This is a genomic window from Plantibacter sp. MDV22-iso1, from assembly GCF_058408345.1.
Window position 1 is genome coordinate 703,046 of sequence record NZ_JBZVDY010000001.1, and the last position, 24,567, is coordinate 727,612.

General features: G+C 64.2%; 29 protein-coding genes and 1 tRNA gene. 3 read left to right on the forward strand and 27 right to left on the reverse strand.

The window, feature by feature from the left end:
- Positions 1-360: 360 nt before the first annotated feature.
- The 25 genes from AC4PMY_RS03385 to AC4PMY_RS03505 all read right to left on the reverse strand — a co-directional run bounded on the left by AC4PMY_RS03385 (position 361) and on the right by AC4PMY_RS03505 (position 19,719).
- Positions 361-729 (reverse strand): hypothetical protein, encoded by a 369-nt coding sequence (locus AC4PMY_RS03385; RefSeq protein ID WP_491622012.1) that lies wholly within the window; start codon positions 727-729, stop codon positions 361-363.
- 91 nt (positions 730-820) lie between these two features.
- Positions 821-1,651 carry a hypothetical protein gene (locus AC4PMY_RS03390; RefSeq protein ID WP_491622013.1) on the reverse strand — a complete coding sequence of 277 codons (831 nt, stop codon included), beginning with the start codon at positions 1,649-1,651 and terminating at the stop codon, positions 821-823.
- 86 nt (positions 1,652-1,737) lie between these two features.
- On the reverse strand, positions 1,738-2,106 hold the full coding sequence (locus AC4PMY_RS03395) for a hypothetical protein (protein WP_491622014.1): 369 nt from the start codon (positions 2,104-2,106) through the stop codon (positions 1,738-1,740).
- Complete coding sequence (locus tag AC4PMY_RS03400) at positions 2,103-2,342, reverse strand: hypothetical protein (RefSeq protein WP_491622015.1); 240 nt, start codon at positions 2,340-2,342, stop codon at positions 2,103-2,105. Before AC4PMY_RS03400 ends, AC4PMY_RS03395 begins: the two co-directional genes overlap by 4 nt.
- 1 nt (position 2,343) lies before the next feature.
- Positions 2,344-2,664: a hypothetical protein gene (locus AC4PMY_RS03405; protein WP_491622016.1), complete on the reverse strand. Its 321-nt coding sequence runs from the start codon at positions 2,662-2,664 to the stop codon at positions 2,344-2,346.
- Positions 2,661-3,146 carry a hypothetical protein gene (locus AC4PMY_RS03410; protein WP_491622017.1) on the reverse strand — a complete coding sequence of 162 codons (486 nt, stop codon included), beginning with the start codon at positions 3,144-3,146 and terminating at the stop codon, positions 2,661-2,663. The genes AC4PMY_RS03405 and AC4PMY_RS03410 overlap by 4 nt, the downstream gene beginning before the upstream one ends.
- Positions 3,147-3,255: 109 nt before the next feature.
- A complete protein-coding gene (locus AC4PMY_RS03415; RefSeq protein ID WP_491622018.1) occupies positions 3,256-4,497 on the reverse strand; it encodes a hypothetical protein in 1,242 nt (413 codons plus the stop codon).
- A 53-nt stretch (positions 4,498-4,550) separates the two neighbouring features.
- Positions 4,551-5,063, reverse strand: a complete 513-nt coding sequence (locus AC4PMY_RS03420) for a hypothetical protein (protein WP_491622019.1) — start codon at positions 5,061-5,063, stop codon at positions 4,551-4,553.
- Positions 5,064-5,133: 70 nt separating this feature from the next.
- Positions 5,134-5,952 carry a hypothetical protein gene (locus AC4PMY_RS03425; protein ID WP_491622020.1) on the reverse strand — a complete coding sequence of 273 codons (819 nt, stop codon included), beginning with the start codon at positions 5,950-5,952 and terminating at the stop codon, positions 5,134-5,136.
- Positions 5,939-7,276, reverse strand: a complete 1,338-nt coding sequence (locus AC4PMY_RS03430; RefSeq protein ID WP_491622021.1) for a phage portal protein — start codon at positions 7,274-7,276, stop codon at positions 5,939-5,941. The genes AC4PMY_RS03425 and AC4PMY_RS03430 overlap by 14 nt, the downstream gene beginning before the upstream one ends.
- Before the next feature lie 16 nt (positions 7,277-7,292).
- Complete coding sequence (locus AC4PMY_RS03435) at positions 7,293-8,924, reverse strand: hypothetical protein (RefSeq protein WP_491622022.1); 1,632 nt, start codon at positions 8,922-8,924, stop codon at positions 7,293-7,295.
- A gap of 62 nt (positions 8,925-8,986) precedes the next feature.
- Positions 8,987-9,466 carry a phage terminase small subunit gene (locus tag AC4PMY_RS03440; RefSeq protein ID WP_491622023.1) on the reverse strand — a complete coding sequence of 160 codons (480 nt, stop codon included), beginning with the start codon at positions 9,464-9,466 and terminating at the stop codon, positions 8,987-8,989.
- A gap of 49 nt (positions 9,467-9,515) precedes the next feature.
- Positions 9,516-10,169 carry an HNH endonuclease gene (locus tag AC4PMY_RS03445; RefSeq protein WP_491622024.1) on the reverse strand — a complete coding sequence of 218 codons (654 nt, stop codon included), beginning with the start codon at positions 10,167-10,169 and terminating at the stop codon, positions 9,516-9,518.
- A gap of 706 nt (positions 10,170-10,875) precedes the next feature.
- Positions 10,876-11,214, reverse strand: coding sequence for a hypothetical protein (locus AC4PMY_RS03450; protein WP_491622025.1), 339 nt, complete (start codon positions 11,212-11,214; stop codon positions 10,876-10,878).
- Between the two features lie 436 nt (positions 11,215-11,650).
- Positions 11,651-12,331: a DUF4145 domain-containing protein gene (locus AC4PMY_RS03455; protein WP_491622026.1), complete on the reverse strand. Its 681-nt coding sequence runs from the start codon at positions 12,329-12,331 to the stop codon at positions 11,651-11,653.
- A 209-nt stretch (positions 12,332-12,540) separates the two neighbouring features.
- Positions 12,541-13,566: a RelA/SpoT domain-containing protein gene (locus tag AC4PMY_RS03460; protein WP_491622027.1), complete on the reverse strand. Its 1,026-nt coding sequence runs from the start codon at positions 13,564-13,566 to the stop codon at positions 12,541-12,543.
- A gap of 262 nt (positions 13,567-13,828) precedes the next feature.
- Positions 13,829-14,698: a hypothetical protein gene (locus tag AC4PMY_RS03465; RefSeq protein WP_491622028.1), complete on the reverse strand. Its 870-nt coding sequence runs from the start codon at positions 14,696-14,698 to the stop codon at positions 13,829-13,831.
- Between the two features lie 23 nt (positions 14,699-14,721).
- Complete coding sequence (locus tag AC4PMY_RS03470) at positions 14,722-15,975, reverse strand: replicative DNA helicase (protein ID WP_491622029.1); 1,254 nt, start codon at positions 15,973-15,975, stop codon at positions 14,722-14,724.
- Entirely contained in the window at positions 15,968-16,648 is a 681-nt protein-coding gene (locus AC4PMY_RS03475) for a helix-turn-helix domain-containing protein (protein ID WP_491622030.1), read from the reverse strand. Before AC4PMY_RS03475 ends, AC4PMY_RS03470 begins: the two co-directional genes overlap by 8 nt.
- Positions 16,645-16,923, reverse strand: coding sequence for a hypothetical protein (locus tag AC4PMY_RS03480; RefSeq protein ID WP_491622031.1), 279 nt, complete (start codon positions 16,921-16,923; stop codon positions 16,645-16,647). Before AC4PMY_RS03480 ends, AC4PMY_RS03475 begins: the two co-directional genes overlap by 4 nt.
- Positions 16,920-17,690, reverse strand: coding sequence for a hypothetical protein (locus AC4PMY_RS03485; protein WP_491622032.1), 771 nt, complete (start codon positions 17,688-17,690; stop codon positions 16,920-16,922). The genes AC4PMY_RS03480 and AC4PMY_RS03485 overlap by 4 nt, the downstream gene beginning before the upstream one ends.
- Positions 17,687-18,211 (reverse strand): hypothetical protein, encoded by a 525-nt coding sequence (locus tag AC4PMY_RS03490; protein WP_491622033.1) that lies wholly within the window; start codon positions 18,209-18,211, stop codon positions 17,687-17,689. The genes AC4PMY_RS03485 and AC4PMY_RS03490 overlap by 4 nt, the downstream gene beginning before the upstream one ends.
- Positions 18,208-18,828 (reverse strand): hypothetical protein, encoded by a 621-nt coding sequence (locus AC4PMY_RS03495; RefSeq protein ID WP_491622034.1) that lies wholly within the window; start codon positions 18,826-18,828, stop codon positions 18,208-18,210. Before AC4PMY_RS03495 ends, AC4PMY_RS03490 begins: the two co-directional genes overlap by 4 nt.
- Positions 18,821-19,444, reverse strand: a complete 624-nt coding sequence (locus tag AC4PMY_RS03500) for a hypothetical protein (protein ID WP_491622035.1) — start codon at positions 19,442-19,444, stop codon at positions 18,821-18,823. Before AC4PMY_RS03500 ends, AC4PMY_RS03495 begins: the two co-directional genes overlap by 8 nt.
- Before the next feature lie 80 nt (positions 19,445-19,524).
- Complete coding sequence (locus AC4PMY_RS03505) at positions 19,525-19,719, reverse strand: helix-turn-helix domain-containing protein (RefSeq protein ID WP_491622036.1); 195 nt, start codon at positions 19,717-19,719, stop codon at positions 19,525-19,527.
- Between the two features lie 175 nt (positions 19,720-19,894).
- Here AC4PMY_RS03505 and AC4PMY_RS03510 point away from each other — a divergent pair, with 175 nt between their 5' ends.
- Both AC4PMY_RS03510 and AC4PMY_RS03515 read left to right on the forward strand, forming a co-directional pair.
- Positions 19,895-20,851 (forward strand): helix-turn-helix domain-containing protein, encoded by a 957-nt coding sequence (locus tag AC4PMY_RS03510; RefSeq protein ID WP_491622037.1) that lies wholly within the window; start codon positions 19,895-19,897, stop codon positions 20,849-20,851.
- Between the two features lie 158 nt (positions 20,852-21,009).
- Positions 21,010-22,014 (forward strand): site-specific integrase, encoded by a 1,005-nt coding sequence (locus AC4PMY_RS03515; RefSeq protein WP_491622038.1) that lies wholly within the window; start codon positions 21,010-21,012, stop codon positions 22,012-22,014.
- Positions 22,015-22,074: 60 nt separating this feature from the next.
- On the opposite strand, the gene AC4PMY_RS03520 is transcribed toward AC4PMY_RS03515, so the two are convergent.
- A tRNA-Thr gene (locus AC4PMY_RS03520) sits at positions 22,075-22,150 on the reverse strand.
- A gap of 46 nt (positions 22,151-22,196) precedes the next feature.
- Positions 22,197-23,165, reverse strand: coding sequence for a DsbA family protein (locus tag AC4PMY_RS03525; RefSeq protein ID WP_491622039.1), 969 nt, complete (start codon positions 23,163-23,165; stop codon positions 22,197-22,199).
- 256 nt (positions 23,166-23,421) lie between these two features.
- On the opposite strand from AC4PMY_RS03525, the gene AC4PMY_RS03530 reads away from it, so the two are divergent.
- Positions 23,422-24,531 carry an ABC transporter ATP-binding protein gene (locus tag AC4PMY_RS03530; protein ID WP_056007742.1) on the forward strand — a complete coding sequence of 370 codons (1,110 nt, stop codon included), beginning with the start codon at positions 23,422-23,424 and terminating at the stop codon, positions 24,529-24,531.
- The last annotated feature ends 36 nt before the right edge of the window (positions 24,532-24,567 follow it).

Below are 24,567 nucleotides of genomic sequence, written 5' to 3' on the forward strand. Positions count from 1 at the left end.
GACGACGCTGGCGAGCAGCGCGTTGACGTTGCGCGTGAGCGTCCTGAACCGCGACCTCGCCCGCGTACGGCGGAGTCTCAGGTGGCTTGGGAGCGTTCCGAGGCGGCTTCTTCTGCGCATCCTCGCTCTGCATCCACGCGAGACGCCGCATCTGGTACTCGACGAGACTGAGCATGTGCGTTTCCGCAGACCATGCGAGCGGCCCACCGATGGCACGCCACAGCGAACAACCGGGTGGGAGCTCAGCGACGAGGTCGCTCATTTCCATCAACGAGCGGTCTCGCAGGCGGAGTCCGTATGCGGATTGGATTGATGCCAGCAGAGGCCCACGATGTGAGATGTAGGCCTCTGCCAGCAGCATCAGTTTGGGTTGATGGCTCCGAACAGATCCTTGATGAACGTGCTGCCGTCAGCGATCGACACGCGCTTGGTCTTCGGGTCGCGCAGCACGTCCATGACGATGGCGTACTGGGTGTCCGAGATCAGCCGTCGCAGGATCGCGGGAAGCCTCGCCGCGTTCGAGTCGACGTCCAGCGAGCGGAGGTCGTCGAGGAGCTCGAAGTCGTTGATCGCGTCGTCGGAGACGAACACGGACAGCGGAATCTTCTTGCCGTTCTCGGTCAGCGTCAGCTTCGGGAAGGTGACCGATCGGCCACCTTCCACGTCTGTGGCCTTCGGCTTCTCCGACTCGGGTTCCTTGTGGTCCTGGGGCTTCTTTGGTGCAGCCATGGTGATGACTCCTTCGTAGTGTGGTGACAGCTCATGAGAGTGACCGGGTGGGGCGAGCCATCACCAAGGGATTCCCCACCCGGCCACATCGTTACGGCGTCGTCGAAGCCACAGCGTCCGGGTCGGTACCGCCGGTGAGGGCGGAACCATTCGCTGCGAGCGTCACCGCGGACGGGAACGTGATCACAGTCGGCGAAGTACCCGTCGCGGTGATCCCCGACAGCCCAGTCACACCCGCGAGAGCGTTCAGAGCCGCAGCGACCGCCGAAGCGGCAGCGTTGTAGACAAGAGGTGCCGTCGAGAAGTCATTCACCGACAGCGCGTACGTGCCACCAGTCGGCGTACCCGTGACGCTCACGTTCCACACCGTGTCCGTTGCCAGACCGGACGACTCGAACGTGATGTAGTCGCCGATGATCTCACCGAGGAACGGGAACCCCGCGATGTCCGAGTTCGTGAACACCCGGTCACCGTCAGGGACGATCTCGAACCGTTCGATGACGTAGCGCTCCTTCACCGTGATGTCATCAGCGTCGAACACGTCCACGACAGCAGCGCGCGCGGAGACCTTCTGACCGGCGCCACGGCGAGCCTTGCGGACACCGTTTGCGACAGTGACTTCCTTCTCGTCATATCGGAGGCTCTTCGTCTGAGCCTTCGACTCGAGCGCGTGGAACCCGATGGTGGTACCAGGCGTTTCGATGCGTGTACGCACCACACGTGCCCCCTGGTGGCCGCGGATCTCAGTCTTCGAGCCGGTGAAAGCTTCAGAGATACCATCCGAGTGCAGCCATCCGATGTCCTCGAACGCAGGGTCGAGCACGGAGTCGATACCTGTCGGAAGCGGAGTTCCGAACGGGGCCAGATGGATCGCGTCGGCATCAGAACCGAAGATCCGGGCAAGGGATGAGTTGACGGTCATATCGGTGTTGTCCTTTCAGAACGCCGGACATGACCGGCATGAGAAGACCCCCACCAGGACGGTGAGGGTCGAATGAGTGGTGATGGTCAGCGGGCGGCGCGAATGGTCAGCGACATTGTGAAGCGGTAGCGATCAGCGCCAGTGGCGGGATCAGGTGCGTAATACAACCCACCGGTCTCCGCAACGTTTCGAACGAGCGGCATGCGCATGTACCTGTTGAGGAACTCTCCACGACACCGGGACGCGAGGTCGAAGGCAGCTGTGGAGCTTTCCGCCTCGACCTCGACGGTGATCTGAGCTCGCTCGAGCACCCTGTTGATGGCGGACCCGCCGGTGCGATAGGCGCGCACGAATCGCTTTGGCCGAGGGTTGGGAACCTTCGTACCGACCCGTTCAGGCGCGGCAACAGGTTTCAGGAACGCGACTGCCATCGCTTCCGCGTCCTCGAACCTCATCGCACCGACCCCATGGCACGCTCGAGCACTGCGCTCTCAGCCTGACGTTTGGCGCCATCCCGGTTCGCGGTCTGTACGTACACGCGGCCGGTGAACTCTTGTGGTCGTTCGACCATCTCGAAACCGGCGCCGGCAGCGTCAGCGATCTGCTTCCCGATCTCAGCAACCGTAGGCTGCGCATCGCGAAGAACCTTCTGGATGCCGCGCATCTTGAGTCGCACTTGAACCTTGGCCATGTCAGCCCTCCACTCGTCGGATCGTGACGACGTTGCCGTAGTGCTCAGCGCCTTCTGGGTGCTCCCAGATGCGCGTTTCGCCCTCGACCTCGTACTGCCGGCCGTTCACGGTCACACGATCGCGTGCGCCGAAGATCGTCCCGGGATACAGGTACAAGGTGGGTTCGACGATGACTCGGTCATGGCCGGCCTCGCGCGGCTCCGAAGTGGAACCGGGATCGAACGCCATGATCTCGACGTCGGCTGGGTTCCCCCAGGACTCGCCCTCGTTGCCGTGTGAGTCTTCACCAGTGCCGGCGAACGTTTCGCGTTGCACGATCATGCGCGCATCACGATCGTGCCGGACGTGCGCGGTGCCCTGAAGCTGTTCGCGATCGCCACATCATCCGGCGACAGCAGCAGCTGCCCACCCACCGAGTAGGTGGAGAACGTCTCAGCCTCGGTGAATGGCCCGGTGGTCTTCGACCGCTGCGTGACGCCTGCAGCAGCTCGAGGGTCGATGCGGAGGACACGAGCAGCGATCTCCGCCACCGTCACTTTCACCAAGTCAGCGACTTCGTCAGAGCCGTGCGAGTACGAGACGCGCACGAACTGGTGAGACAGGCGGTGCAACGTCAGCACTTGGTCGAACCGAGTGAACGGTATCACCGCACCACAGTCGTCGACCACGCTCTCCACGCTGGTGACCGGTGACTGCGGGAGCCGCACGGTCCCGGCGTTCACCTTCAGCCGCACCGTCGAAGTGCCTGGGGTGAACAGCTGCCCCGACCGGAGCCGGAACAGTTCCGACGCTTTCGTCAGCATCGCATCGACCCGCGTGACCTCCTCGGAGGTGAGAGCACGCCCGAGCGCCTCGACGACGTCCTCTTGGGACGCCAGAGTTGGGTTGGACATGATCTCACCTCCTGGGTGGTTACGCGACCGCGATGGCCGGGCTGGTGCCGCCGGTGAACGCGCCGGTGGCGGTGACGGTGGCGCGCTCCTTGAGCGTGACCGTCTTCGCGTTCGCGGGGAACGCGCCACCGGTGACGGTGGCACCCGAGACGCCGGTCAGCTCGTTGATCTCCGAAGCGATCGTCGCGCTTGTGGCGTTGTAGGCGATCGGGTCGGTGGTCTGACCGTCGACCGTCAGGGTGAACGTTCCACCGGTGGGGGCACCGGTGATGGACACCGTGTAGGACGCCTTCTCGGCCCCGCCCGCACCGAACGTGACCTTGATGGCACGCTGGAACTTGAGGACGACAGCGTCGTTCTCGTCGCGGACGATGGAACCGTCCGCAGCCTGCTCCGGGTCGGTGACTGCGGTGGCTCCGGCGAACGCGTGCACGATGGAGCGATCCTTCATGTACGTGCTGTCGTAGTCCCACAGCTGCGTGACGGCGAGACCGTTGCCGGCCGCGACGCCGCCACCCTTCGCGACACCGTTCGGCACTGCCGGGGCGACGTTCGCGATGGCGACTGCGGTCTCGTGGACGAAGTACGACTCGTCCTCACCGAGCGCGTCGAGCTCGACGATGGTCCAGCCGGCGAGACGTCCGACGACACCTTCGCGGAGAGCCTCGGGGAGGCCAGCAGTGTCGACGTCGAGGAGCTTCTCGTAGGAGGCGACAGCCTCGGACACGTTCGCGCCGACGAGCCAGTACCGACCGGTGAGGGGCCAGTGCGCCTGCTGGGCGAGCTTCCGGGCGCGGATCGCGACCTTCCGGGGGTCCGACTCGACCGCGCTGCCCGATGCGGGGTTGAACGTGACGCCGAAGACGAACGACGCGGCACGGAGGGCACCGACGACGATGTTCTCGAAGAAGTCGAGGATCGCGTTGACCTGCGGGACCTGCACGTCGCGGACGTAGTCGATCTCGTCGAGGGTCTCTTCCTCGGGCGACAGGGCGACCGCGGAGTAGATGTGACGGTTCAGCGCCACCTGGATCTTCGAGTTCGCGAGACGGTCGACGACGATCGCGTCGTCACCACGCCACGGCTTCTCGCGTGCGACGAGGACGGCGGGGCGCTTGATGTTGACGACGTCGCCCTCAGCGCCTCGGAAGTCGGCGATGCCGAACTTGAAGGTGAACAGCGAGGGCGCCTTCACCTGACGACGGAGCAGGCCCAGCGCGGTCTGCGCGAGCTTCTGCCCCTTGACGAAAATGTTTGCCACGATGGCTTCCTTCCAGAGTTGATCGGCCATCACGGACGTGATGAACCGGGGTGCTACCTGGCGGTAGCGGCGGCGACGATGTCATCTGGTGACAGCTCGCCATCACCGATGGGCTTTCCGGTGTCGCCCTGACCCTCGGAACCAGGTGCTTCGGGTGGGGCGGGGAGAAGAGCGAGGATCTCGTCGGCGTGCGCCTCGAGTTCCTCACGAGTGGCACCACGGAGCGCGGTCGCGGGAATCTTCCGATCCTCGAAACCTTTCTCCTTCGCGATCTCCTCACGGAGCGTCGCAGCAGTGGTCTTCGCGTCGATCTCGGCGAGCTTCGCTTCCGCAGCCTCAGCGCGAGCGAGGAGTTTCTCCTGCTCGGTCTGGTTCGCGGCTTCGAGCTCGTCCAGCTGCCGTGCCTTGTCGGCGTTGGCCGTGGCACGCTCTTCGTTCTTGCGTGAGAGCGACTTCCACTTCTCGGCTTCCGCCTGAGCGGCAGCGAGCTGTTCCTCGATCGTCTTCGACGCGTTCGCGGCCGTTTCGGCGGCTTCAGCGGCGATCTCTTCTTCGGTTTTCGGCATCAGTGCATTCCCCGTTTCGGGTGTTTGGATAGCCACCGTTTCGGTGACTCAATCCCGCGGTTGCGGGAAATCAGTTGAGGGCGTCAGGCCCGGTGAAGTGCTGCTCACGCCATGTCAGCGTCGGCCCGTATTCGCCGTGCTCGTGGACGGTCACAAGGTCCAGGAGGTCGGAGCGGCTGTTGCCGCCGTCGAGGTAACGTGCGCCACGGTCGGTCCCGCCGAACTCGTTCTCGATCGCCGCGTGGATGGTCTCCAACCGTTCCGGCTCGAGCACCTGCCCCGGATCCGAACCGGCCTCGACCGTGTCGACACCACAGTCACAGCCCGGGTGGATCGGCATCAGGTTCTGCACCCGGTACCGCTGGGTGGAAGCAATCGCACACAGGGCGCAGTTCTCGCGACCCGTCAACGTGCGACGCATGTACGTGAACCCGCGACCCGTGAGCGACGACCGGGCCTGCGACGTCTTCGCAAGCTGATGGTCGGTGCCCACGAGCGACACGAGCCGGTTGACTCCCTGCTCGATCGCATCCTTGACCTGTGCGCCGTTCGACAGCGCCGTGTACATCGTCACCGCTGGCCGGCGGTACACGTCCTCAGCAGGCACACCACGCGCCGTCGTGACAACGTCACGCGACACCAGCGCAGGTGCGACCCGTTCGCCCGTCCTGACGGTCTCCAAAGACGCCAGATACGCGGCCGTGAGCTGCGCGGTGAGCACCTGCCCGGCCTGCACGCGCGGGACGATCAACCGCACCAGACGGTCAATGTCGTCGTCACGCCACGACCCGGCGCCGAGCCACGCCAGCCGGGCGAATGTCTCCACCCGCTGCCTGACGGCGTGAACGGCGTCGTTGTAGCCGACGATGACCTGCTCAGGCGTTGCCACTGCCAGCACCGATCAGAACAGCCGCCGACAGCTGCTCAGCAGCCCTCGCGGTCTCCTCCTCAGCGATCTCGTCCGGTGACATGCCCCAGATGTGCTGATCGATCCACCGCTGCGACTTGCCGGCGGTCTTCGCCTGCGCTGCAGCTGCGGACTTCTCCGACAACGACACATGCTCCGGCGGCTCCCACAGCACCTGAACCGTGGAACCGTCATCGAGACCGAGGATCCGCAGCGCCGAGAGGAGAGCACCCTCCATGGGCGCCGTCATCCGTGCGATACGGTCCTTGGCCTTCATGATCTCGCCCTTGTGGACGTTCGCCGCACCCGTCGCTGACTGATTCTGCCCGTCAGGGATGAACACGTCGATCGGTGACTGCGTGACAGCGGCGAAGTCCCGGAGGTCGGTCTTCTCGCCGTCCAGCAGCGGCCGGATGTCAGTGGACTGCGACTCCCACACGTCAATGCCCTCAGGAAGATCCCACAGGGCGCCAGGGGCCGGCTCGAAGAGCTTCGCCCAGTCGATGTCGTTGCCCTCTTCGTCCTTGTCGGGCAGGCCGCCCTTCATCGCGCGCTGCTTGTACGCCTGCATCGCGGTGACGACGAGACGCTGCAGCTTGCCGAGGTTGATGCGGTCGATGACGTCGATGTGCGGTTCGAACTCGGACATGCCGCCCTTGTTCGCAAGCTCGAACACAGGGATCGGGCCGGCGTACTCCTCGAGCTCGCCCAGCGGCTCCCAGTCGGGTCCTGTCGCAGACTCACGGATGGAACCGTTCGACGTCTTCGACGACCGCGTGTACAGCTGACGAGTGCCCGGCAACCACAGCAAGGCGTAGTCCCGACCAGCCTCGTCGTCACGCCAAGCCTTCAGTGCCGCCTGTGCCCGCCACGGCTGCACCGGGTCAGGAGCGATGATCATCTGTTCCGGCTGCTCCGACGTGATCACCGGGTCGCCAGTGCGAACACCAGTCACCAAGTAGCCGTACGACGTCGACAGGGCGTTCCAGATCGCATCCGCGAACACCACCGGTAGGCGGTTGTCGCGCCACACGCGCCGCAGGGCGTCAGCTGCCGGGTTGTTAGCCGTCTCGCCTACACGGACACCGTTCGGCACCATGCGACCGCTCAGAGACGAGCACAGCAGCCCGCCCATGTCGGTGCGGGCACGCTTCTGGAACGCCACCCACGACGCACGCGTGTTCTTGCCCATCTCGGGCATCGGCGCGTCACCGGTTGAATACTTCCGCATCAGAGCGATCCGCGGCTGACGGGTATCAAGCTTCAACGTGAGGCGCTTCAGCCATTCGTCGGGGGTGGTAGCCATCCGTTCCCCTCCCAGGTCAGTAGATGCGTCGGGCAGGGCCCTTGCGGTTGTTGGTGACGCCCTTACCGAGCGCCTCGAGTCCAGCTGCGAACGCGAACATGGCGCCCCAAGTGGCGTCGATCTTCGCGTAGTCCTGATCGTCGTCCGGCTTCTTCAACACGTACCCGGCGCGACGAGCGTCACGGCGTGCGTTGAGAAAGTGAGCTGTAAGCTCCTTGGAACCGTCGAACGTGATGTCACCGGACACGATCGCCGAGTGCATCTGCTCGAACGCCTCGCACGTGCGCGAGACATCCTTCTGACGCCACCGGATGGGTTCGTTCGCGGTCAGTTTCACCTTCAGGCGACGGTTGTAGTCCGCCTCCCACGTCTTCACCTGACCAGCCCAACCAGCAGACGGGTCAGCGAAGAAACCCACGACGTTGTACTTCCGGAACGCATCCTTGACCGCCTGCTCGATCTCGAGCTGCGGTGGACGCCATCCCTCGCCGGCAGGACCGTCCGGTTGCTCCCACACACCCACCTTGAAAAGGTGTTTCTGCGTGACCGAGTAGCCGATGAGGACCGTGGAGTCCGCGATGTGCGAATCCTTGCGCCCCTCAGAGCCATCGAACCCGAGCGTGATCGGCTCGGTCTTGCTGATGGTCTTCAGCGGATGATCGTCATCCCGCCCGTCAGCGATGATCGCGCGAAGTTCAGGCTGCGACACATACGAGTCGGACGCGTGGGTGATCTGGTTCAGGAAGTCGGCCCGCATCTTCTGCGGATCGTTCGACGTGTCGAAGAAGTCCAGCGCGGTGCGCTCGATCGGAGCCCAACCAGGCTCACACGGCGGATCGTGGAGGACACAACCGTCCGCGTGATCCGAACTGTCCCCGTACGACACCCGAAGACCAGCCACCAGCGACTCATACGACGACGTGTCAGTCTCAGCCGGCGCCTCACGGTGGTCATAGACCAGAGAACGCACCCGCTCGAGGTTCTTGTACTTCCCCGACCGGATCTGATCCCAGAACTTCGCCGAAGCCTCAGCCACAGACCGTTCACCCGGAGTGAAAGCGTTCGGAGACTCGATAGTCAACCCGCCGACCTTCGTCGCGTTGTTCCGCAACGTCTGAGCCAACGAAACGCCACCGTTGCCGGGAACCCACTCCTCCGTCTGGTCCATGATCGCTGCGACCTGACCCGGGATGCCCTTCGCAGACCGCGCTGACGACGTCCGACGCTCGATCTTGCCCTTCGGCAGGTTCACGAACGTGTCCAACACCTCAATGTCGAACTCATCCGCTGCTGGCCCCTCACGGAGCATCTCAAGCAACGGCTTCCAAGTGTTCCCGACCTGATCGTCAGAAACCGCGGTCACAACCACAGTCGGAGTGAGGATCTCACGCCACGGCTTCGCAACGGGCTGCCCTGAAGCATCCCAGCCATCGAAGACGACCTCGAACAGGCCCTCAGCGATACCGATCGCAGCGAGGAACGGAGACTTACCCCAACCTCGAGGACGCTGAATCACCGCACGGTGCTTCACGCGCCGGCCAGTCGAAGGATCGAGCTCGTACAAACGCACCAGGAACTCGAGCTGCTCCCTCGTCACCTCGAACGGCGAGTAGTCCATCTTCGCGGGCGCCGCGAGGTACTCGGACATCTGGTCAGCGACATGCCAGCCCAACGACGGGAACATTTCCCCGTCCAACGGACGCCACGGCATTACGCTTCCAGCTCGTCACGGACTCTCATGCCAGCGAAGCGTTCCCGCGAGCTCCGAACCTTCGAAGCCACCGAAACCTCAGCCTCAGTAGCCTGAGCGAACTGGATCCGAAGACGCGCCCGATCCTCAGGAGTGAACCCGTACTTTGCCTCACGCAGACGAAGCTCCGCAGCGAGGGACAGCTTGCCCATCCAGAACTCAGCGTGCAGACGAGCGGTCTCCATCAGGTACGACCAGTCGGTCTCGATGAACTCAGCCGCCAACGGGTGATGAGCGAGCATCGCCCACCAGTCCTGCGTCATCGCCGGCCACTCGAACTCCTGCGTCACCAACTGGTCATCGACCGTGACCATGATCGAGAACGACGGCAACTCGGGCTGCTCCACCGGCTGAACCTCAACCACCCGAAGCGGAATCACATCCTTGTTCGTGCGAGCACGCTTCGAAGGATCCTTCGGCGCTGGACCTCTACCTGCCATGGGGTGCCTCCCGTTTCGGGAAATCGGCCGATACCCCGTTTCGGGGAGATCAGCGGGACTGCGTGGTCAACGTCAAACGCTCACCAATGACCTCAGCGAGGTCGGGATATAGGAGGTGGAAGTAGGTCGGGTCGAGGTCTGACTTCAGGCCATTACAGAAGGCGTGAGCCGTTTGCCAGTTCCCCAAGGAATGCTCGCCGCCAAGCGACAGCGGAAGCGCATGGTCGATGACCGCGAAGTCCCAGTCGGGATACACCGCTTCTCGTCGCGTCGGATGTCCGCACAGCTGGCACACCCAGGCATCCCTTTCGAGAACCTCAAGCCGCCGTCCACGAGAGACCTTCGCGCCCTTCTCCAGCGCCCTCCGACGAGCGGTGTAGTCAGCAGCACGTCCATCAGCTTGACGGCGCGCGCCATAGGCCTTGTTCGAGCAGCTGCGCGAGCAGTAGAGCTTGTTCATCCGACCCTTGAACGGCGATGCGCAGACCACGCAGGCCAGATCATGCTCGACTGGGACGTAGACGGCACGGCTGCGTTCGGCGCTCTTGCGCTTTTGCTCCGCCGCAAGTTCCGGTTTCGAGCTGTAGTAGCTTCTAACGCGGCAGCTTTCAGAGCACCACTTCTTCGGATTCCTCTGTCGCGGGTGATGACTCAGCTTCGAGCCGCACCCGACGCACTTCGTGTAGGAAACAGCGGGAAGCATGATTTCTCCTGGTACGGGTCAAAAGTGCCCAGTCCCGTCGCCAGCCTTGATTACAGCAACTCTCCGCGCTCCTGTGCCCCGGGGGGAGGGGGTGGTCGGGGTGGTCGCCTGCCCTTTTGGGTCAGGTCAGGCCGGGATGTTGCTCTTTGGGGTGTCGTGAGCTGCCGCGTTTGCGTCGTGCTGCTGCTGCTTGGGCTTGTGTCTCTCTGTTGTGGTGCCAGTGGCAGAGTGTGCGGACGTCGTCGACGGTGATGCGTTCGCTTGGTTGCCATTGGTTGATGTGTGCTGCTTCGAGCTTCGTTGTCTCGGTGCACCTGGTGTTGTCTCGCATGATCGCGGTGCATCTGTGGTTGTCGCGGTTGAGGCAGGCGTCACGGATGCGTGGTGGTACGTGGGTGGGGCGGCTGTTCTCCCATGGCATGCGGTACCCCCGGGGTGTCTATGTGTGGAGGGGGTGGTCCTTGCTGGCCGGCGCCCATCCTTCGGTCATCCCAACCAGGTTGGTGACTGCAGTGTCCTGCGCGACCCCGGTGATCCCTGCGCTTTCGAGTCCTGCTCGTGCGTGTGCTTCTTGTTCAGCGTTCATCGCTGGTGTCCTCGGGTGGGAGTTGGTGGGCGTACAGGGGTTCACCGTTGATGGTCCAGGTGCTCGGCTCAACGTCAGCGAATGCGGCGCCTTGGATGGGCGCGTCTGCTGGTAGCTCGCTCATTGGTCATACCCGAGCTCGTGGATTCGAACCATGAGGCGCTCCAATAGGTCGCTGTGCAGATGCGCGAAGGTTTCGTTCCAGTGGGTGAGATGCTCGCTGGCTAGGTCGCCGTGTTTGACCATGTCCATCCGGTAGATCGCGGTCGCCGCGTGAAGAATTTCGTGAGCGATCATCGCGGTGCCGAGGTATTCGGCGCTGATCCGGATGAGTACCGCGAATGGGTTTCCGTGCTGGTCTTGTCGGGCTTGGCAGAGTCCGAGCGCATGCGGCACCGGTTCGCCGTTGTATGCCTCTCCTGCTGCGCGCATCTCTTCAAGCGTGTTGTACAGATGCACGCGGAGGATGCGACGCTTTCCTGTTGCCCTACTGGAGATACGAATGATCCGGGCAGCCATTCGCACCTGCTCTCGCAAACGCCGAAACCCTCTCCATTTGCAGGGAGAGGGTTTCGGTGGAAGTTCAACTGTGTTGCCTAGGCCGTTGAACTTCCGAAGAGAGGTCGCTCTTTGTTCGGGTTCTACGTTACCTGATAGGCCGCCATTTTGGGTGACGGTTCCACGTGTGTCGCGTTCCTGTCTTCGAGCGTGTTGGCTGTCACTTGCTGGCCTGTACCCTCGTCCGGGCTTGCCGAGACACTGTCTTCGGGCTGCCGGGGGTGTCACTGGCCGCTTCTCGCATGGTGGTGACGCTGAGACTGGAACGCGAGTCCGTTACACGCACGGGTGTCAGTTGCCGACAGGCCGGCCCGGTGGGATGCGTGGAGAGGTCGACCTAACCGATAGTCTCTGGCGGCGTGCGGCGAGCCATCATGTCAGCACGTCGCGCATCCGCGACGTAAACGTCGTCGAGCACGAAGCGCGCGATGATGAGGGCGTCATCCGCGTCTTCTTGCGTTGGAACCTCGCCAATGTCTCCGTGGGCCATGTCGTTGCCGAGAATCCGGAGAGCGTGGGCCATGTCCTTGGTCCCACGCCTGATGTGGCCTTCCTCATCGAGCTTGTTGATCTTCTGGACGAGCGACCCGGTCGTCACACCTTTATCTTTGGCTGTCGCCTCAATGACGCTGCGTACGAGTAGTAAGACAGCACGCCAGGCGCTGATGCTGAATGCATCGTGTGCTTCCTTGAAATAGCCTGCAACGCCGTCAGGAATGAATGCTGTATCGACAGGGCGCATAGGGGGCGGCGACCACGAGTCGATTGTCATCGCTTCACCTTCCGAAACTGCCTCGCTCGCAGAGAGAATCCGCCCTGCATCGAACGTGCGATTGGCGAAGCGCGTGCGGCCCTGCGCTGAGTTGAACCGTTGACATGCGTCACACGTCGCGGCGACTTCAACACCGTAGGCGTACTGGCGAAGATCGTCTCGCTGGGGGCCTGCCCCGTCCACTCTCCCGGTTCGGCCGGTGAAGTGCGTTTGGTTGCCGCAGAAAGCGCAGGTGCCTGAGAGCATGCGCTAATCGTACCGAGGAAACGAGCGGCGGAGCTCGAAGTGGTGCAACAACCGGGAAACGCGAATGGCCCCTCGCACCGGCGGGTGGGAAGGACCAAGTACGTCTAGTATACAGATTCGAGAACCGGGCGCACTGTCAAGTCATTCCGGCGTGTCTACGACACCGAGGCAGCTTGCATTCCTTTCGTAGAGAGGCGCAGTTATCCCGTTCACGCAGAATCCACTGCTCGCTCCAAGATTGCCGAGAATCCCATCGTGTCAGCAAAGTAGTTCGGGTACGCGGCACGGAGGTTTGCGACTGATCCAACGGAAACAAGGACGTAGTCAACACGCTTGTCTGCAATGGCTTCGACCTCGCCGTAGGCCGCTGTCGCCTCGTTGAGGTCCGCGAAGGACTGGACAGTCAGCTTGGCATTCTCGATCTCAAGCTTCATCAGGATGTACTTACCCGCGCCAAAATCGCCCAGCTCGACGAGTGTCAAGGCACCCGCGTAGGCGCGCAAGCGTGCAAGAACGCCCAGCTTGCCCTCGAGCTCGCGGATGCGTGCGCGGCGCCGTTCCCCCGACGGCGTCCCCGGGACGGTCGGCTGATCCTCCCGTTCTGCGATCTCGGCGCTCATTAGTGCGAAGAGTTCGAGCCACTCCTCACCCCCTTGGCTGGACTTAAGGGCCTGCTTGGTGAACAGCCCGACCGTCTCGACTGCCGTTGCCCACGCATGCTGGAGCAGGGTCCTGATCTGGACCTCAATGAGGTGCCCGTTCCACTCAGAGTTAGCCGAAGATGCGTACCGATAGATGAGATGGATCCCGCGGTAGCCCGATGCCTTAGGCGACTCGATGTAGTTGTTTTCACGCACCAGGACGTGTTTGTGCTTCGAATCGATGAACCGGCGCCTCACTTCCAGCACTCCGGCGACGTCGCTCATTACCGCCCGACACCCGCCGAGGTCCTGCATTGTCGAAAGCTGGACGGAATCGAAGCGCTCAAGTTTGTTCTCGATCGACGGCAATCGTTTGATTCGCTGAGCGACCAGCGCTTGAGCGTCCACGGCCTGAGCCTTGTTTCGAAGACTGACCTGCAGAGTGTTCAGAGGGAAAGCATGGGAGGAGCGCCAGTTGTTGACAACCTTGAGTGCCGCCTGTCGCTCTGTCTCACTGGCATGCGGGTTGACAATCACTTTGCCCGCAGCTTTGACCGCGCTCTTCGAGTACTGCAGTCTTGTCCAATTGCCCACGGCGCCACAGTATCCCAAGCCGGATGCGTCATAGCCATCACATTGCAGCATCAGTGACCCGCCGTTCGAGCAATCCCCATGACAGCGCTGACGCCTCCAAGCTCCTCGACCGTCTGCGCTGCGAGCAGCAGGTGCAGTGCGCACAGGCTCATCGGAATGTCCGGGACGACGGGGCGTAGGCACTCGTGGTTGCCTTTCCCTCCCCCGGTGTTGACGACGCTGCGATCGCGGGAACCGTTGTTCGTGGTCAGTGCACTGCACATCATGATGCGTGCCCCACGATCTGTCCGTACTTCGCGAGAAGACGCTTCCGCACGTTCGCTGCACTGTTCTGCTCCCGAGTGGCCCGGGCCGCCGCAGCTTGGCGTGCTCGCTTCCCCTCCTGCTGGTCCACCAGGTAGGCGTGGATGGCCTCTTCGTACTCGTCGAGTTCGAACTGGTAGCCGCACTTCTCGCACGCCGCGTAGACCTCTGTGCCCGGGAGCCCGGCCGGCCATACCTTGATCTGTCCGTTGCAGATCGACAGCTGCACGTGCGGCATCGGAGACGTTCGCGGACGCTCGACCATCGGCCACCGAGCAGCGATCGAACCGATCGGCGCCAGGGCTTCGATGAACTCGTTCACGGACGCCTGGTCGAAGGCGAAGATCTGCGGCAGGTGAATGAGCAACCAGTCCGACATGACACCGGCGGTCTGCCGAGCATCCGCGGGCGAGATGCTCGCTGGCAGGCCAAGGACGTATCCGTGCTCATCACGCCACGAGCGACGGGCCGGTGCTGGCGGGCTGACGGCCATCGCCTTCGCCCAGTGGGCCGAGTACACGGCGAGCGCCGAGTAGATCGCGTCAGCATCCACCCAAGCCTGCTCCGAGAAGGCGCCGAGCGAGCGTTCCGACGTGCCGCTCACTCGGACGTCGTCGGACACCTTCGTGATCGTCCCCGGGAAGTTGGAGACCACGTGTTCGACCAGGTCTGGGACTGCTCGGAGGGCTCGTTCGGCTTTCCCGAAGCACCGGAGGCAGAACATGCCCCGCTTGGCGACGAGCGGCTCCGGGTGGTCGGTGTCCTCGGTGCCCTTGCGGAGGCAGCCGTTGATGCAGGGCAGGGCGGGGGCGATGGTGGTGTCGGTCATGTGCTGTCCGTTCTGTGAAGTGTTCATGAGTTGGCGTATCCCGCCGGGCTGTAGTCGTCGATGCGGGCACGGTCTCCACGCCACCCGAGGGTGACGACCGCTTGCGCGCCCTGCCGGTACTTGGCGATGTCGAGGATGATCTCCTCGCCGAACTGCTGCTCCTCACGCGACAGGAGCACGACCATGTCCGCGTCCTGCTCGATCGACCCGGACTCGCGGAGCTCGGAGATCAGCGGGCGCTTGTCCATGCGCTTCTCGGAGTCGCGGTTCAGCTGCGACAGGGCGATCACGGGGACGTTGAGATCCTTCGCGAGTACCTTGAGCTGCCGGGAGAAGTCCGTCACCTTCGCCCGCCGGTCCGCGTTGCCGCGTACGTCCATGAGCTGCAGGTAGTCGACGATGATCGCGGACAGCTCGCCGCGCCTGGACACGGTGCGGGCGAACTGGCGGACGTGCGCCGGTCCGACCATGTGCGCCCGGTCGTCGATCGCGACGCGACTCTGGAACGTGCGCCGGCTGGCCGCGACCATCGCGACCTGATCCGGGTTCAGCGTGCGGCGTTCGATGGCTTCGATGTCGACGTCGGCGTGAGAGGCGATCGCCCTGCGGGTCAGCTCGTCGCGACCCATCTCGAGCGACGAGTAAGCGACGGTGCCGAAGTTGCCGAGCTTCATCGCGATGTTCAGCGCGACAACCGTCTTGCCGACACCAGGGCGGGCGCCGAAGATGTACAAGCCACCGCGGCGGAACCCTCCCGTCGCAGCATCGAACGCTGGCCACGGCGACGGCAGGAACGAACCCACCGTGCCCTCCACGTCCGGCTGTAGCGCCTCATCCCACAGCTCAGGCATGAACTCCACCGGGCGGGTCGCCTGAGCGCCCACAGCGGCGTCTACCTTGCCGCGTGCGTACTCGACGAGCTCGTCCGGCGTCATGGTCGTGTCGAGACCAGACAGCCCCGCCCCGACAGCCCGCAGACGACGCACGAGCGACTTGTGCGACAGGATCTCGGCGTAGTGATCCACCGACACCGACGCGGCGTAGGCCGAGTCGAGCGACCAGATGGTGTCAGTGTGCTTCGGGAGTCGCAGGCTCAGCGCCTCTTGTGACACCGTCCGCCCAGCTGCGCGCATCTCGAGCATCGCCGAGTAGATCGCCTCGTGCTCGACCAGGTCGAAGTCGTCGGCCGTCAGCGTCAGGTCGTCGAGCGCTCGTCCGCCAGAGCTGAGGACGGCGTGGAGGATGCGGGTAGCTGCGGTGCTCTGCGCGTCATCCATTGCGACCACCGAACCGTCGCTTGTTCGCCCATGGATCGGGCTCAGTCGTCTCCGGCTGCGGTTCGTCGTACTCGTCTGTCCACCGGCTCTTGTTGAGCCACGACGGCGGCAGGGCAATGAACTTCTTGTCCTCGCCTGCGACGGCCTTCGCGTACGCAATGCAGCCCGCCAGGATCGTGTCAGCGTCCGCACGCTCGAGCGCCTTCCGGTACGACTCCTCAGCGTCGATCTTCTTCTCGCGGCGCGGGTACACCTTCCAGAACTCGTCGAACGAGTTGGACACTGGGACGTCCAGTTGGACCTCTTTGGACACTGACGGTTCTTGATGAGTAGGTATAAGGAGCAGATTCCCCTCCTGACCCCGGTCATGCCCACTGGTGTCCCCGGGGTCAATTTGACCCCGGTCATTCTGACCCCGGTTCAGCATGGTCACCACATAGCGGTTACCGTGTCCTGCGCGACGCTCGACGGTGAGTTCACCGAGCTTCTCGAGCTCGACAATCTGCCGCCGAGTCGTCTTGGGGCTGAGCTTCGACTTGCCGGCGAGGTGATTGATGCCGGGGAACGCGAACCCCTCGTCGTCAGCGATGTCAGCGATGGCGAGCAAGACGAGCCTGCTGCTGCCCGTGGCCGCTGAGTGGCGCCACACCCAGCTCGTAACGTAGACACTCATCGGGACTCCTTCCAGTGGCCGTACAGCGCTTGCGCGACCGTGTGGGCGGCTTCGATGACGAACACAGACGCTTCGTCCTGGTGGTCCTGCTCGAGTGCGGTGGTGAGGGTGCCGTGCAACGCCTGGGCCATGTCGAAGGTGCCGATCCCCAGCCGGTCGATCATGGAGCGGTCATGCTCGGGTTCGAAGAGCGGCTCGATCGCGATGGTCAGGAGGGCGACACCCAACTCGATCTCCTTGATCTGTCGCGGGGTGATGCCGACTTCCTCGCTCATCGGGTCACCCCCGCGATGCGATGAGCGATGCGTCCGCCGATGATGCCGACGGACTGCACGATGATGCTCGGGTCGACGTCGCCGCGAACGGCGTGGGTCGCAGCGTGGAGCAGGTTGACCAGATCCCGGGCGACACGTTCGTCTGAGACGCCGACTGCGGCGAGCGCCTCAGCGTCGAACTCCCACTCTGCGAGGCCGGCCATGACCTCGACGTGCTGGCTGGCGTTCGTCGGTTCTGCGGCGGCGTTGAGCCGCTGCACGGCGGTGTCGATGTTGTCGATCGTTTCCGCCCCGGTCCAGTTTCCAGACGGCTCGGAACTGGGGTCGGGTCCGGGCGCGTCTCCAGGCAGTGATGTGACCGCGTGCAAGTGGCGCCCCTTCCCATCGTTGGAGAGCGCGAGCATGCGCTGGGCGTGCTCCTCCGGGGTGCCGTCCCGGCGCGGGTAGTAGTAGCTGACGAACCCGCCGTGATCCATGAGCTGCCAGATAGGCGTCCCGTCGTCGAACGTCTGCGCGGCCTGCCGTGCTGCATCGTTGTCGTACGAGCGCATCGCGACGTCCTGGTTCCAGCTGATGCCGGGGATGTGTTCGGCGAGCGCCTTCGTGAGCTCCATCGAGATGGAGCCGGCGATCGTGTACGCCTCGTCGTCATCGTCGACTCCGTACTTCCCGCCGAAGTCGTCGATGATGATGTCGAGCAGTTCCTCGACGAGCTTGGCGGTCTGCTTCAACGTGTCGAGCGGGGTCGACTGGACCGGTGCGGTCATGCTGCATCTCCTGAGGGTGTGGTGTTGGGCTGTTCAGGTGTCTCATTTGGTTCACCTGAACAGGTGGGGCATTGCCAGTTGGTGAGGTCGGCGTTCACGGAGCCGACCGAGCGGCGGATGTTGTGGCGGTCAGCGAGCGCGGCGACGACCTGCCGGTGGGTGAGTCCGGAGTGGGCGAGGACGTGCACGAGCTGGATGACGTACAGGCGCTCCGACCGTTTGTTGCGGGACGGGTAGACCTTGCCGTCGAGGCCCATCACGTAGCCCGCCTGCAGTGGCTCAGACGTCCTCGGCGGTGCGGAGGAGGCGACATCCTCGGGCGACTGGGGAAGTTCCCCATTCGGTTCCTCGCCGAGTGCGCGAGCGAACACGGAACGGATCTGGGCGATGAGAGCTTCACCCTCGTCGTCGCGCTCCCCCGGCTCGTGATCGAACCGGCGCTGCAGCTCGGCGCTGAGCTCGGTGAGGATCACGTCCACCTCGACGGCGAGTGCCTTCAAGACTTCCCGGCCGGCGCTCACGCGGCGACGACCTTCGCCTCGAGGAGCTTGCGGCGAGCGGCCTGGATCCAGGCGATGTCGTTCGCGAGCGCGGCCACTTCGGTCGCGGTGTCGAGTCGGTAGGTCGACAGCGACACCTCGGGCACCCAGCCGCCGTAGCGGAGCACCAGGCGAACCCGGTATCCCTCGGCGCGGATGTCCTCTGCTACGTGGTCGGCGCTGTGGTTCGGTCCGACGTGCCAGCTGCCGAAGGACAGGCAGCCGACAACCGTGCAGCGGGTTCCGTGCACGCGGTAGCCGACGGTGGTCTCGTGCACCGTCCCTTGTCCGGGAAGATCCCGCGGAGAGCAAGCGTCGAAGGACTGCGCGCTGTCGCGCATCGCGATCGCATGCGCCCACGCCTTCCGGCGGTCGTCCTCGTCGGTGCCGGGTGCGAAGTGGACCCAGACCTCTGACTGGATCGGTACGAACACGACGACGGCGATGTACTCCCACACGTCACCCTCGTCACCAGAGCTGAGCGGCACGACGTGCTTGCTCTTCACCCGCTCCGGCGGGTCGACCTCGCGCACTTTCCACTGCGCGTACGGACTGCCGTCGACTGGCGTCTTGCTACCGGCCTTCCACTGCCTACCCACGGGGCGCCTCCTTGAGGAGCACGCGCCGGCGTCCGTCGACCAGTTCCTCGCCGAACCACGTGAACATGCCGTAGTACACGAACCCGTACCCGTCCCGGCGCCAGGCGTAGCCCGGCGAGCGTTCCGACAGTGGCGTTGAGGATGTGTCGTCGTAGGTGACACGGAAGTGGTCGTCGTAGCCGGCCTCGACCATGCGGACGATCGGAGCGGGCTCCGTCCAGTCGTCCTCAGCCGAGAACCGGCCGTCGTCGGGAACTGACACGACTCGGCCGTCGGCGTTGAGGATGCAAGCTTGACGGGCTGCTGCAGCGATCGCGACGGCGTACGCCGTCGCTCTACCTGCGTCCGCGTGTTCGATGCCATTGTTGCACTCCACGATCCAAGGGCCGACGCAGCCGCTGTACGGGACGTCGTCGCTGACATGAACCATCTCGAAATCGGGATCAGGTGCTGGCAGTTCATGCCCGATGACCCGATCACTCGGGCCATCCATCTCGTCGAATACGTCGATTACCTGAGACCGCAGCTGTGCTGTGAGGTCGATCAGTTGGCTCGCGGAGGACTCCTCGATCAGCCTCTGGTTCGCAGCCTGTGCTTGTGACATAGTGGTGGTCATAGATCTGCTTCTTTCTTGCGAGGGTTGCGGTTTCTGCCTCGGGGCTGTTGGCGCAGCTTCCGAGGCATTTTCTTTGCGGGTCATTGCTGGTCGGAGCTCGCGGCTCCGACGCCTAGCCACTCATCGAGGTCGGCGACCAGGTATCGAACGAGCGATCCGACCTTGATTCCGGGTGGTCCCTTCTTCTTCCACCGCCAGTCGTAGAGAGTGCGTTCGCTCACCCTCAGGTAGGCGGCTGCTTCCGGCAGGGTCAACATGGGGCTCGGGCGTGCCATGGGGTTCCGTTCGGTCTGGCCCGATTGAATGTGGACGCTCAGGCAAGCAACGTCCTTGTGTCAAAACTGCACATTCAACTGGGCGTTAGTGCGGTTACTGCGCTTGTGCAGTCACCATACGTCCGGTCACGAGAAAGTGCAACACCGACGCACCGTATCGATGTAGAGTGCAGTTATGACACAAGATGAGGCTCCAAAGAAATCGGTTAGTCTCGTTGGCCGGCGCCTCGCCGCGGTTCGACGGTGGCGCGGCATGACGGCAGAGCAGCTGGCGGAAGCGATCCCTAGCTCGGACATCACGCGTGGTGTGATCGCCAACGTCGAGAGCGGTCGGAAACGAGACCTCACTGCCACCGAACTTGCCCTCGTTGCGAGCGGGCTTGACGTCTCCCCCATCGCCCTTCTCGTGGATATGTCCAGCCCCTTCGAGCCGGTCGCTCTGGAAGGTCTTGCTGACGGATACGCCGGCCTGACGAACGTCGAGTACCTGTTCGCGACTTCGATTTACGCGCCCGAGAACGCATGGCACGGGCTTCAGATCCCCAACGACGCGCGCGCGTTGATGACGTCTCTGCTCAGAGCCGAAGGCTCACTCAAGCAGGTGCAAGCGATCGAGGATGCCAGATCAGATAGAGGCGCATTTGCTGCCAAGGCGGCGGAAGATGCTCGGGGGTCCGTTCGGCACTCCGACGGCCCGCTTCACAGCTTTGGCGTCACTGCGGAGATGCTAAGCGACGACTTCTACCGCGCGTACGTGCAAGACCTCATCGACGACTACCGGGACCTCTTGCAGCGCGTGCCCGGCGGCATGTGGGATTGGAACGGCCTGAGAGTCCCCCCGAACGTCGAGGCACGGATCGAGGAAATACGCCGCCGCGTGGTCCTTGCGCTGGAAGACGACCCCACGCTCGACCGGTCATCCAGCCGTCGACCTGCCAGCGAAGACCCCAGGCGAGTCGCACACACAGTTGTGGGTCCGATTATCGATGAGTCAGGGGCTCCAGTCGGTTCGAACCATCGCTCAAAACTCGAGACTGGCGAAGACGGCAAGACGTACCGCCTGATCTATATGGAGGGCGACCCAGACGCGGGTGACGACGGCAGCGACGTCGAAGAGTACCGGGGCGAGTGATGGCTCGACCCCCATTAGTGCTCGAAACGTGGGGCCGGATCCGCCGCACAACTGTGGGAGGTAAGCCCACTGCCGTCGCTTACTACCGAGACAGCGACGGCGTAACTCGTCCGATGCAGCGCCAGGGCTCCACACCAGCCGCCGCGGAACGCGCTCTCGTGCAGGCACTCAAGGATCGACTAGCTCCGGCCGGCGATGACCTTACGGGCGAATCCCGCGTCGCACTCCTCGCGAAGCTTTGGCTCGCGGAGACCGCGGAGCGCGACCTCTCCCCCGGAACCATCGTCAAGTACCGCGAGATTGTCGCAAAGCACATCGTGCGCGGGCTCGGCGACGTGCGCCTGAACGAGGCAACAGTGCCGCGACTCGACCGGTTCCTGAAGGCGCTCGCAAAGTCCAGCGGGCCGAGCACGGCCAAGCTCACGCGCGTCGTTCTGTCCCAGATGTTCGCGCTTGCGACCCGTCATGGTGCAGTCAGATCAAACCCCGTCCGCGACGTGGGGACCATCGAGATGACCCGGAACCGCGTGGCAGCACCCACCAGCAGCGATGCTCAAGCCGTGCTCGCCCATCTCCAGGCGTGGGACGCCGGCGTCGATGGCCGCGGCGCGCGACGGACAACCGACCTGTTCGACGTCGCGCGCATGCTCGCTGCCACGGGCGCTCGAACTGGTGAGCTCTTCGCGCTCGAGTGGAGGCATCTGGACCTCGCCGCCGATCCCCCTACAGTCTCGATCGAACGAACGGTCGCGCTCGGGCTCGATGGTCGACTCGCGGTTCAGGAGTGGCCGAAGTCGGAAACCTCTCGCCGGGCGCTCAAGCTGCCGCCCTTCGCTGCGGAGATGCTGCTAGAGCGGCGCCTGAACTCGCACTCTGAGTTCGTCTTCCCGTCATCGACGGGCACCTTTCGGTCTCCGAACAACTTCCGCACCCAGTGGCGAGGATCCCTTCAGGCGACCGAGTGGGCGGATGTCACGCCTCGCGCGTTCCGCAAAGCCGTGGCTACCGTCCTCAGGGATCAGCTCGGCGTGGGTGCCGCCAAGGATCAGCTCGGTCACTCCTCGGAACAGGTGACCAACAGTCACTACGTCCAGCAACGCCACGAGGGGCCTGATGCCACTGAAATCCTGCAGTCCTTCGTGATGAAAACCACGAGTAAATAGCGAATGACCCCGCGATTCCCGAAGCTGATTGCTCAACTTCCGCGGAATCACGGGGCCAAATGGAGCCGACGACGGGACTTGAACCCGTAACCTACGCTTTACAAGAGCGTTGCGCTACCAATTGCGCCACGTCGGCCGACAGGGGCTGGCCCCGGTCTCGTCCATCCTACGATGGCGGCGGATCAGCCGTTGGTCACAGGCGACTCGCTGGCACCCGGGGTCGGCGTGCCGGTGGAGTAGCTCTCGCTCGAGACGGCGAGGACGAACGCCGCGAACTGCTCGGCGTCGGTGAGTGAACCCGTGTACTGCTTGCCGTTCACCAGGATGGTCGGCGTGCCCTCCACCTTCTTGACGTCCGTCCCGGGCAGCGGGCCGCTGCGCGCACGGTCGGTCGAGTCCTTCACCCAGGACTTGTAGGTGCCGTCGTCGATGCAGGCGTTGATCTTCTTCTCGCCGCCGGAGATGACGCCCTTGGCGATCGACTTCAGCTCGGCGTCGGTCAGGCCCTCGGTGTTCTCCTTGGGCTGGTTCTCGAACAGTGCGGTGTTGAAGGAGAAGAAGTCGTTCGGCGAGTACTCCGCGACGCAGGCCGCCGCGTTCGAGGCGCGCAGCGAGTACTGCGTCCCGAGCGAGAGGTTGCTCAGCGTTGCGAGGGGGTGCACCGTGTAGGTCGCGGCACCGGCCTCGAGCCAACCCTTGACCTGCTCGGCGTTCGTGGTCTCGAACTGACCGCAGTAGGGGCAGAGGAAGTCCTGGTAGACGGAGATCTCGACGCCGTCGGCGGCGGGGGTCTCGGTGGCTGCCGGCGTCTCGGCGGGGGCGGGCTCCGCGGGGGCGGCCGGATCGGTCGCGCTCGGCGTGGGCGTCGACGCACTGGCCGGGGCTCCGACCAGCTGCAAGCCGGCGGAGACGGTGAAGCCGTCGTTCTTCGCCGCGGTCGGGACCGGTCCGGCGGGCTTGATCGACGTCACGATGATGACCGCCACCACCGCCACGATCGCGAGCGCGCCGAGCACGATGCCGCCCTGGAGCAGCACCCGGTTGCGGCGGTCGCGGCGCTTCTGCTGCTCGCGCAGCACCCGCGCCTTCTCGCGTGCCGCGTCGCGTCGTTCGTTCTTGGTCGGTCGGTTCTGCGATCCAGCGCCAGACATTGATCCTCGTTTCGGGGGGCTCGCGCTGCGGAGACGAGGCAGCGCCAAACAGAGTAATCGTAGACCTGCCGCCTGGGAGAGGCCCAAACCAGGCCGGGAGCCGGCTGTGCGTCCACCGGGAGATCCGCTGGCTGCTGGACCTTCCATTCACAGGAGGTCGTGGCATACTGGGACGGCGAACCGGCCATCGATGACGGGTTCGCGTCCATTCACAACGGATCGTCCGGCACGTACCTGCCGGTGAAGGAGAACAACCATGGCGTCTGTGACGTTCGACAACGCAACCCGTTTCTACCCGGGTGGCACCCGCCCCGCGGTCGACAAGCTGAACCTCGAGGTCGCCGACGGCGAATTCCTCGTCCTCGTCGGCCCGTCCGGCTGCGGCAAGTCCACCTCCCTCCGCATGCTCGCCGGCCTCGAAGAGGTCAACGACGGCCACATCTTCATCGGCGACCGCGACGTCACCGACGTGCCGCCGAAGGACCGCGACATCGCGATGGTGTTCCAGAACTACGCGCTCTACCCGCACATGACCGTCGCCGAGAACATGGGCTTCGCGCTCAAGATCGCCGGTGTCGGCAAGGAAGAGCGTGCCACCCGCGTGCTCGAGGCCGCCAAGCTCCTCGACCTCGAGGACTACCTGACCCGCAAGCCGAAGGCGCTCTCCGGTGGTCAGCGTCAGCGCGTCGCGATGGGTCGAGCCATCGTCCGTCAGCCCCAGGTCTTCCTCATGGACGAGCCGCTGTCGAACCTCGACGCCAAGCTCCGCGTCCAGACCCGCACCCAGATCGCGTCGCTGCAGCGTCGTCTCGGCGTCACCACCGTCTACGTCACCCACGACCAGACCGAGGCGCTCACCATGGGCGACCGTATCGCGGTCCTCAAGGACGGCATCCTGCAGCAGGTCGGCACCCCGCGCGACCTGTACGAGAAGCCGAACAACGTCTTCGTCGCCGGCTTCATCGGCAGCCCGGCCATGAACCTGTTCGAGGGTGAGATCGCCGATGGCGGTATCAAGCTCGGCGGCTTCATCATCCCGGTCGAGCGCGAGATCACCGACGCCGCTCCGTCGAAGAACGTCACGGTCGGCGTGCGCCCCGAGGACATCACCGTGTCCAGCAACTCGGGCTCCGGCATCGAGGTGACCGTCGACCTCGTCGAGGAGCTCGGCGCGGACGGCTACCTCTACGGCCACACCGAGGTCTCCGGCAAGCGCACCGACATCGTCGCCCGCGTCGACGGTCGCAACCACGCACACATCGGCGACACGGTGTTCCTCGCGCCGACGCCGCACCACGTGCACGCGTTCGACTCGGCATCGGGTGAGCGTCTGGGCAACAAGCCGGTCGTGTCCTCCTCGATCTAGTTTCCCGCCGACGATGGTCGAGCGGTCGGTCTCCGA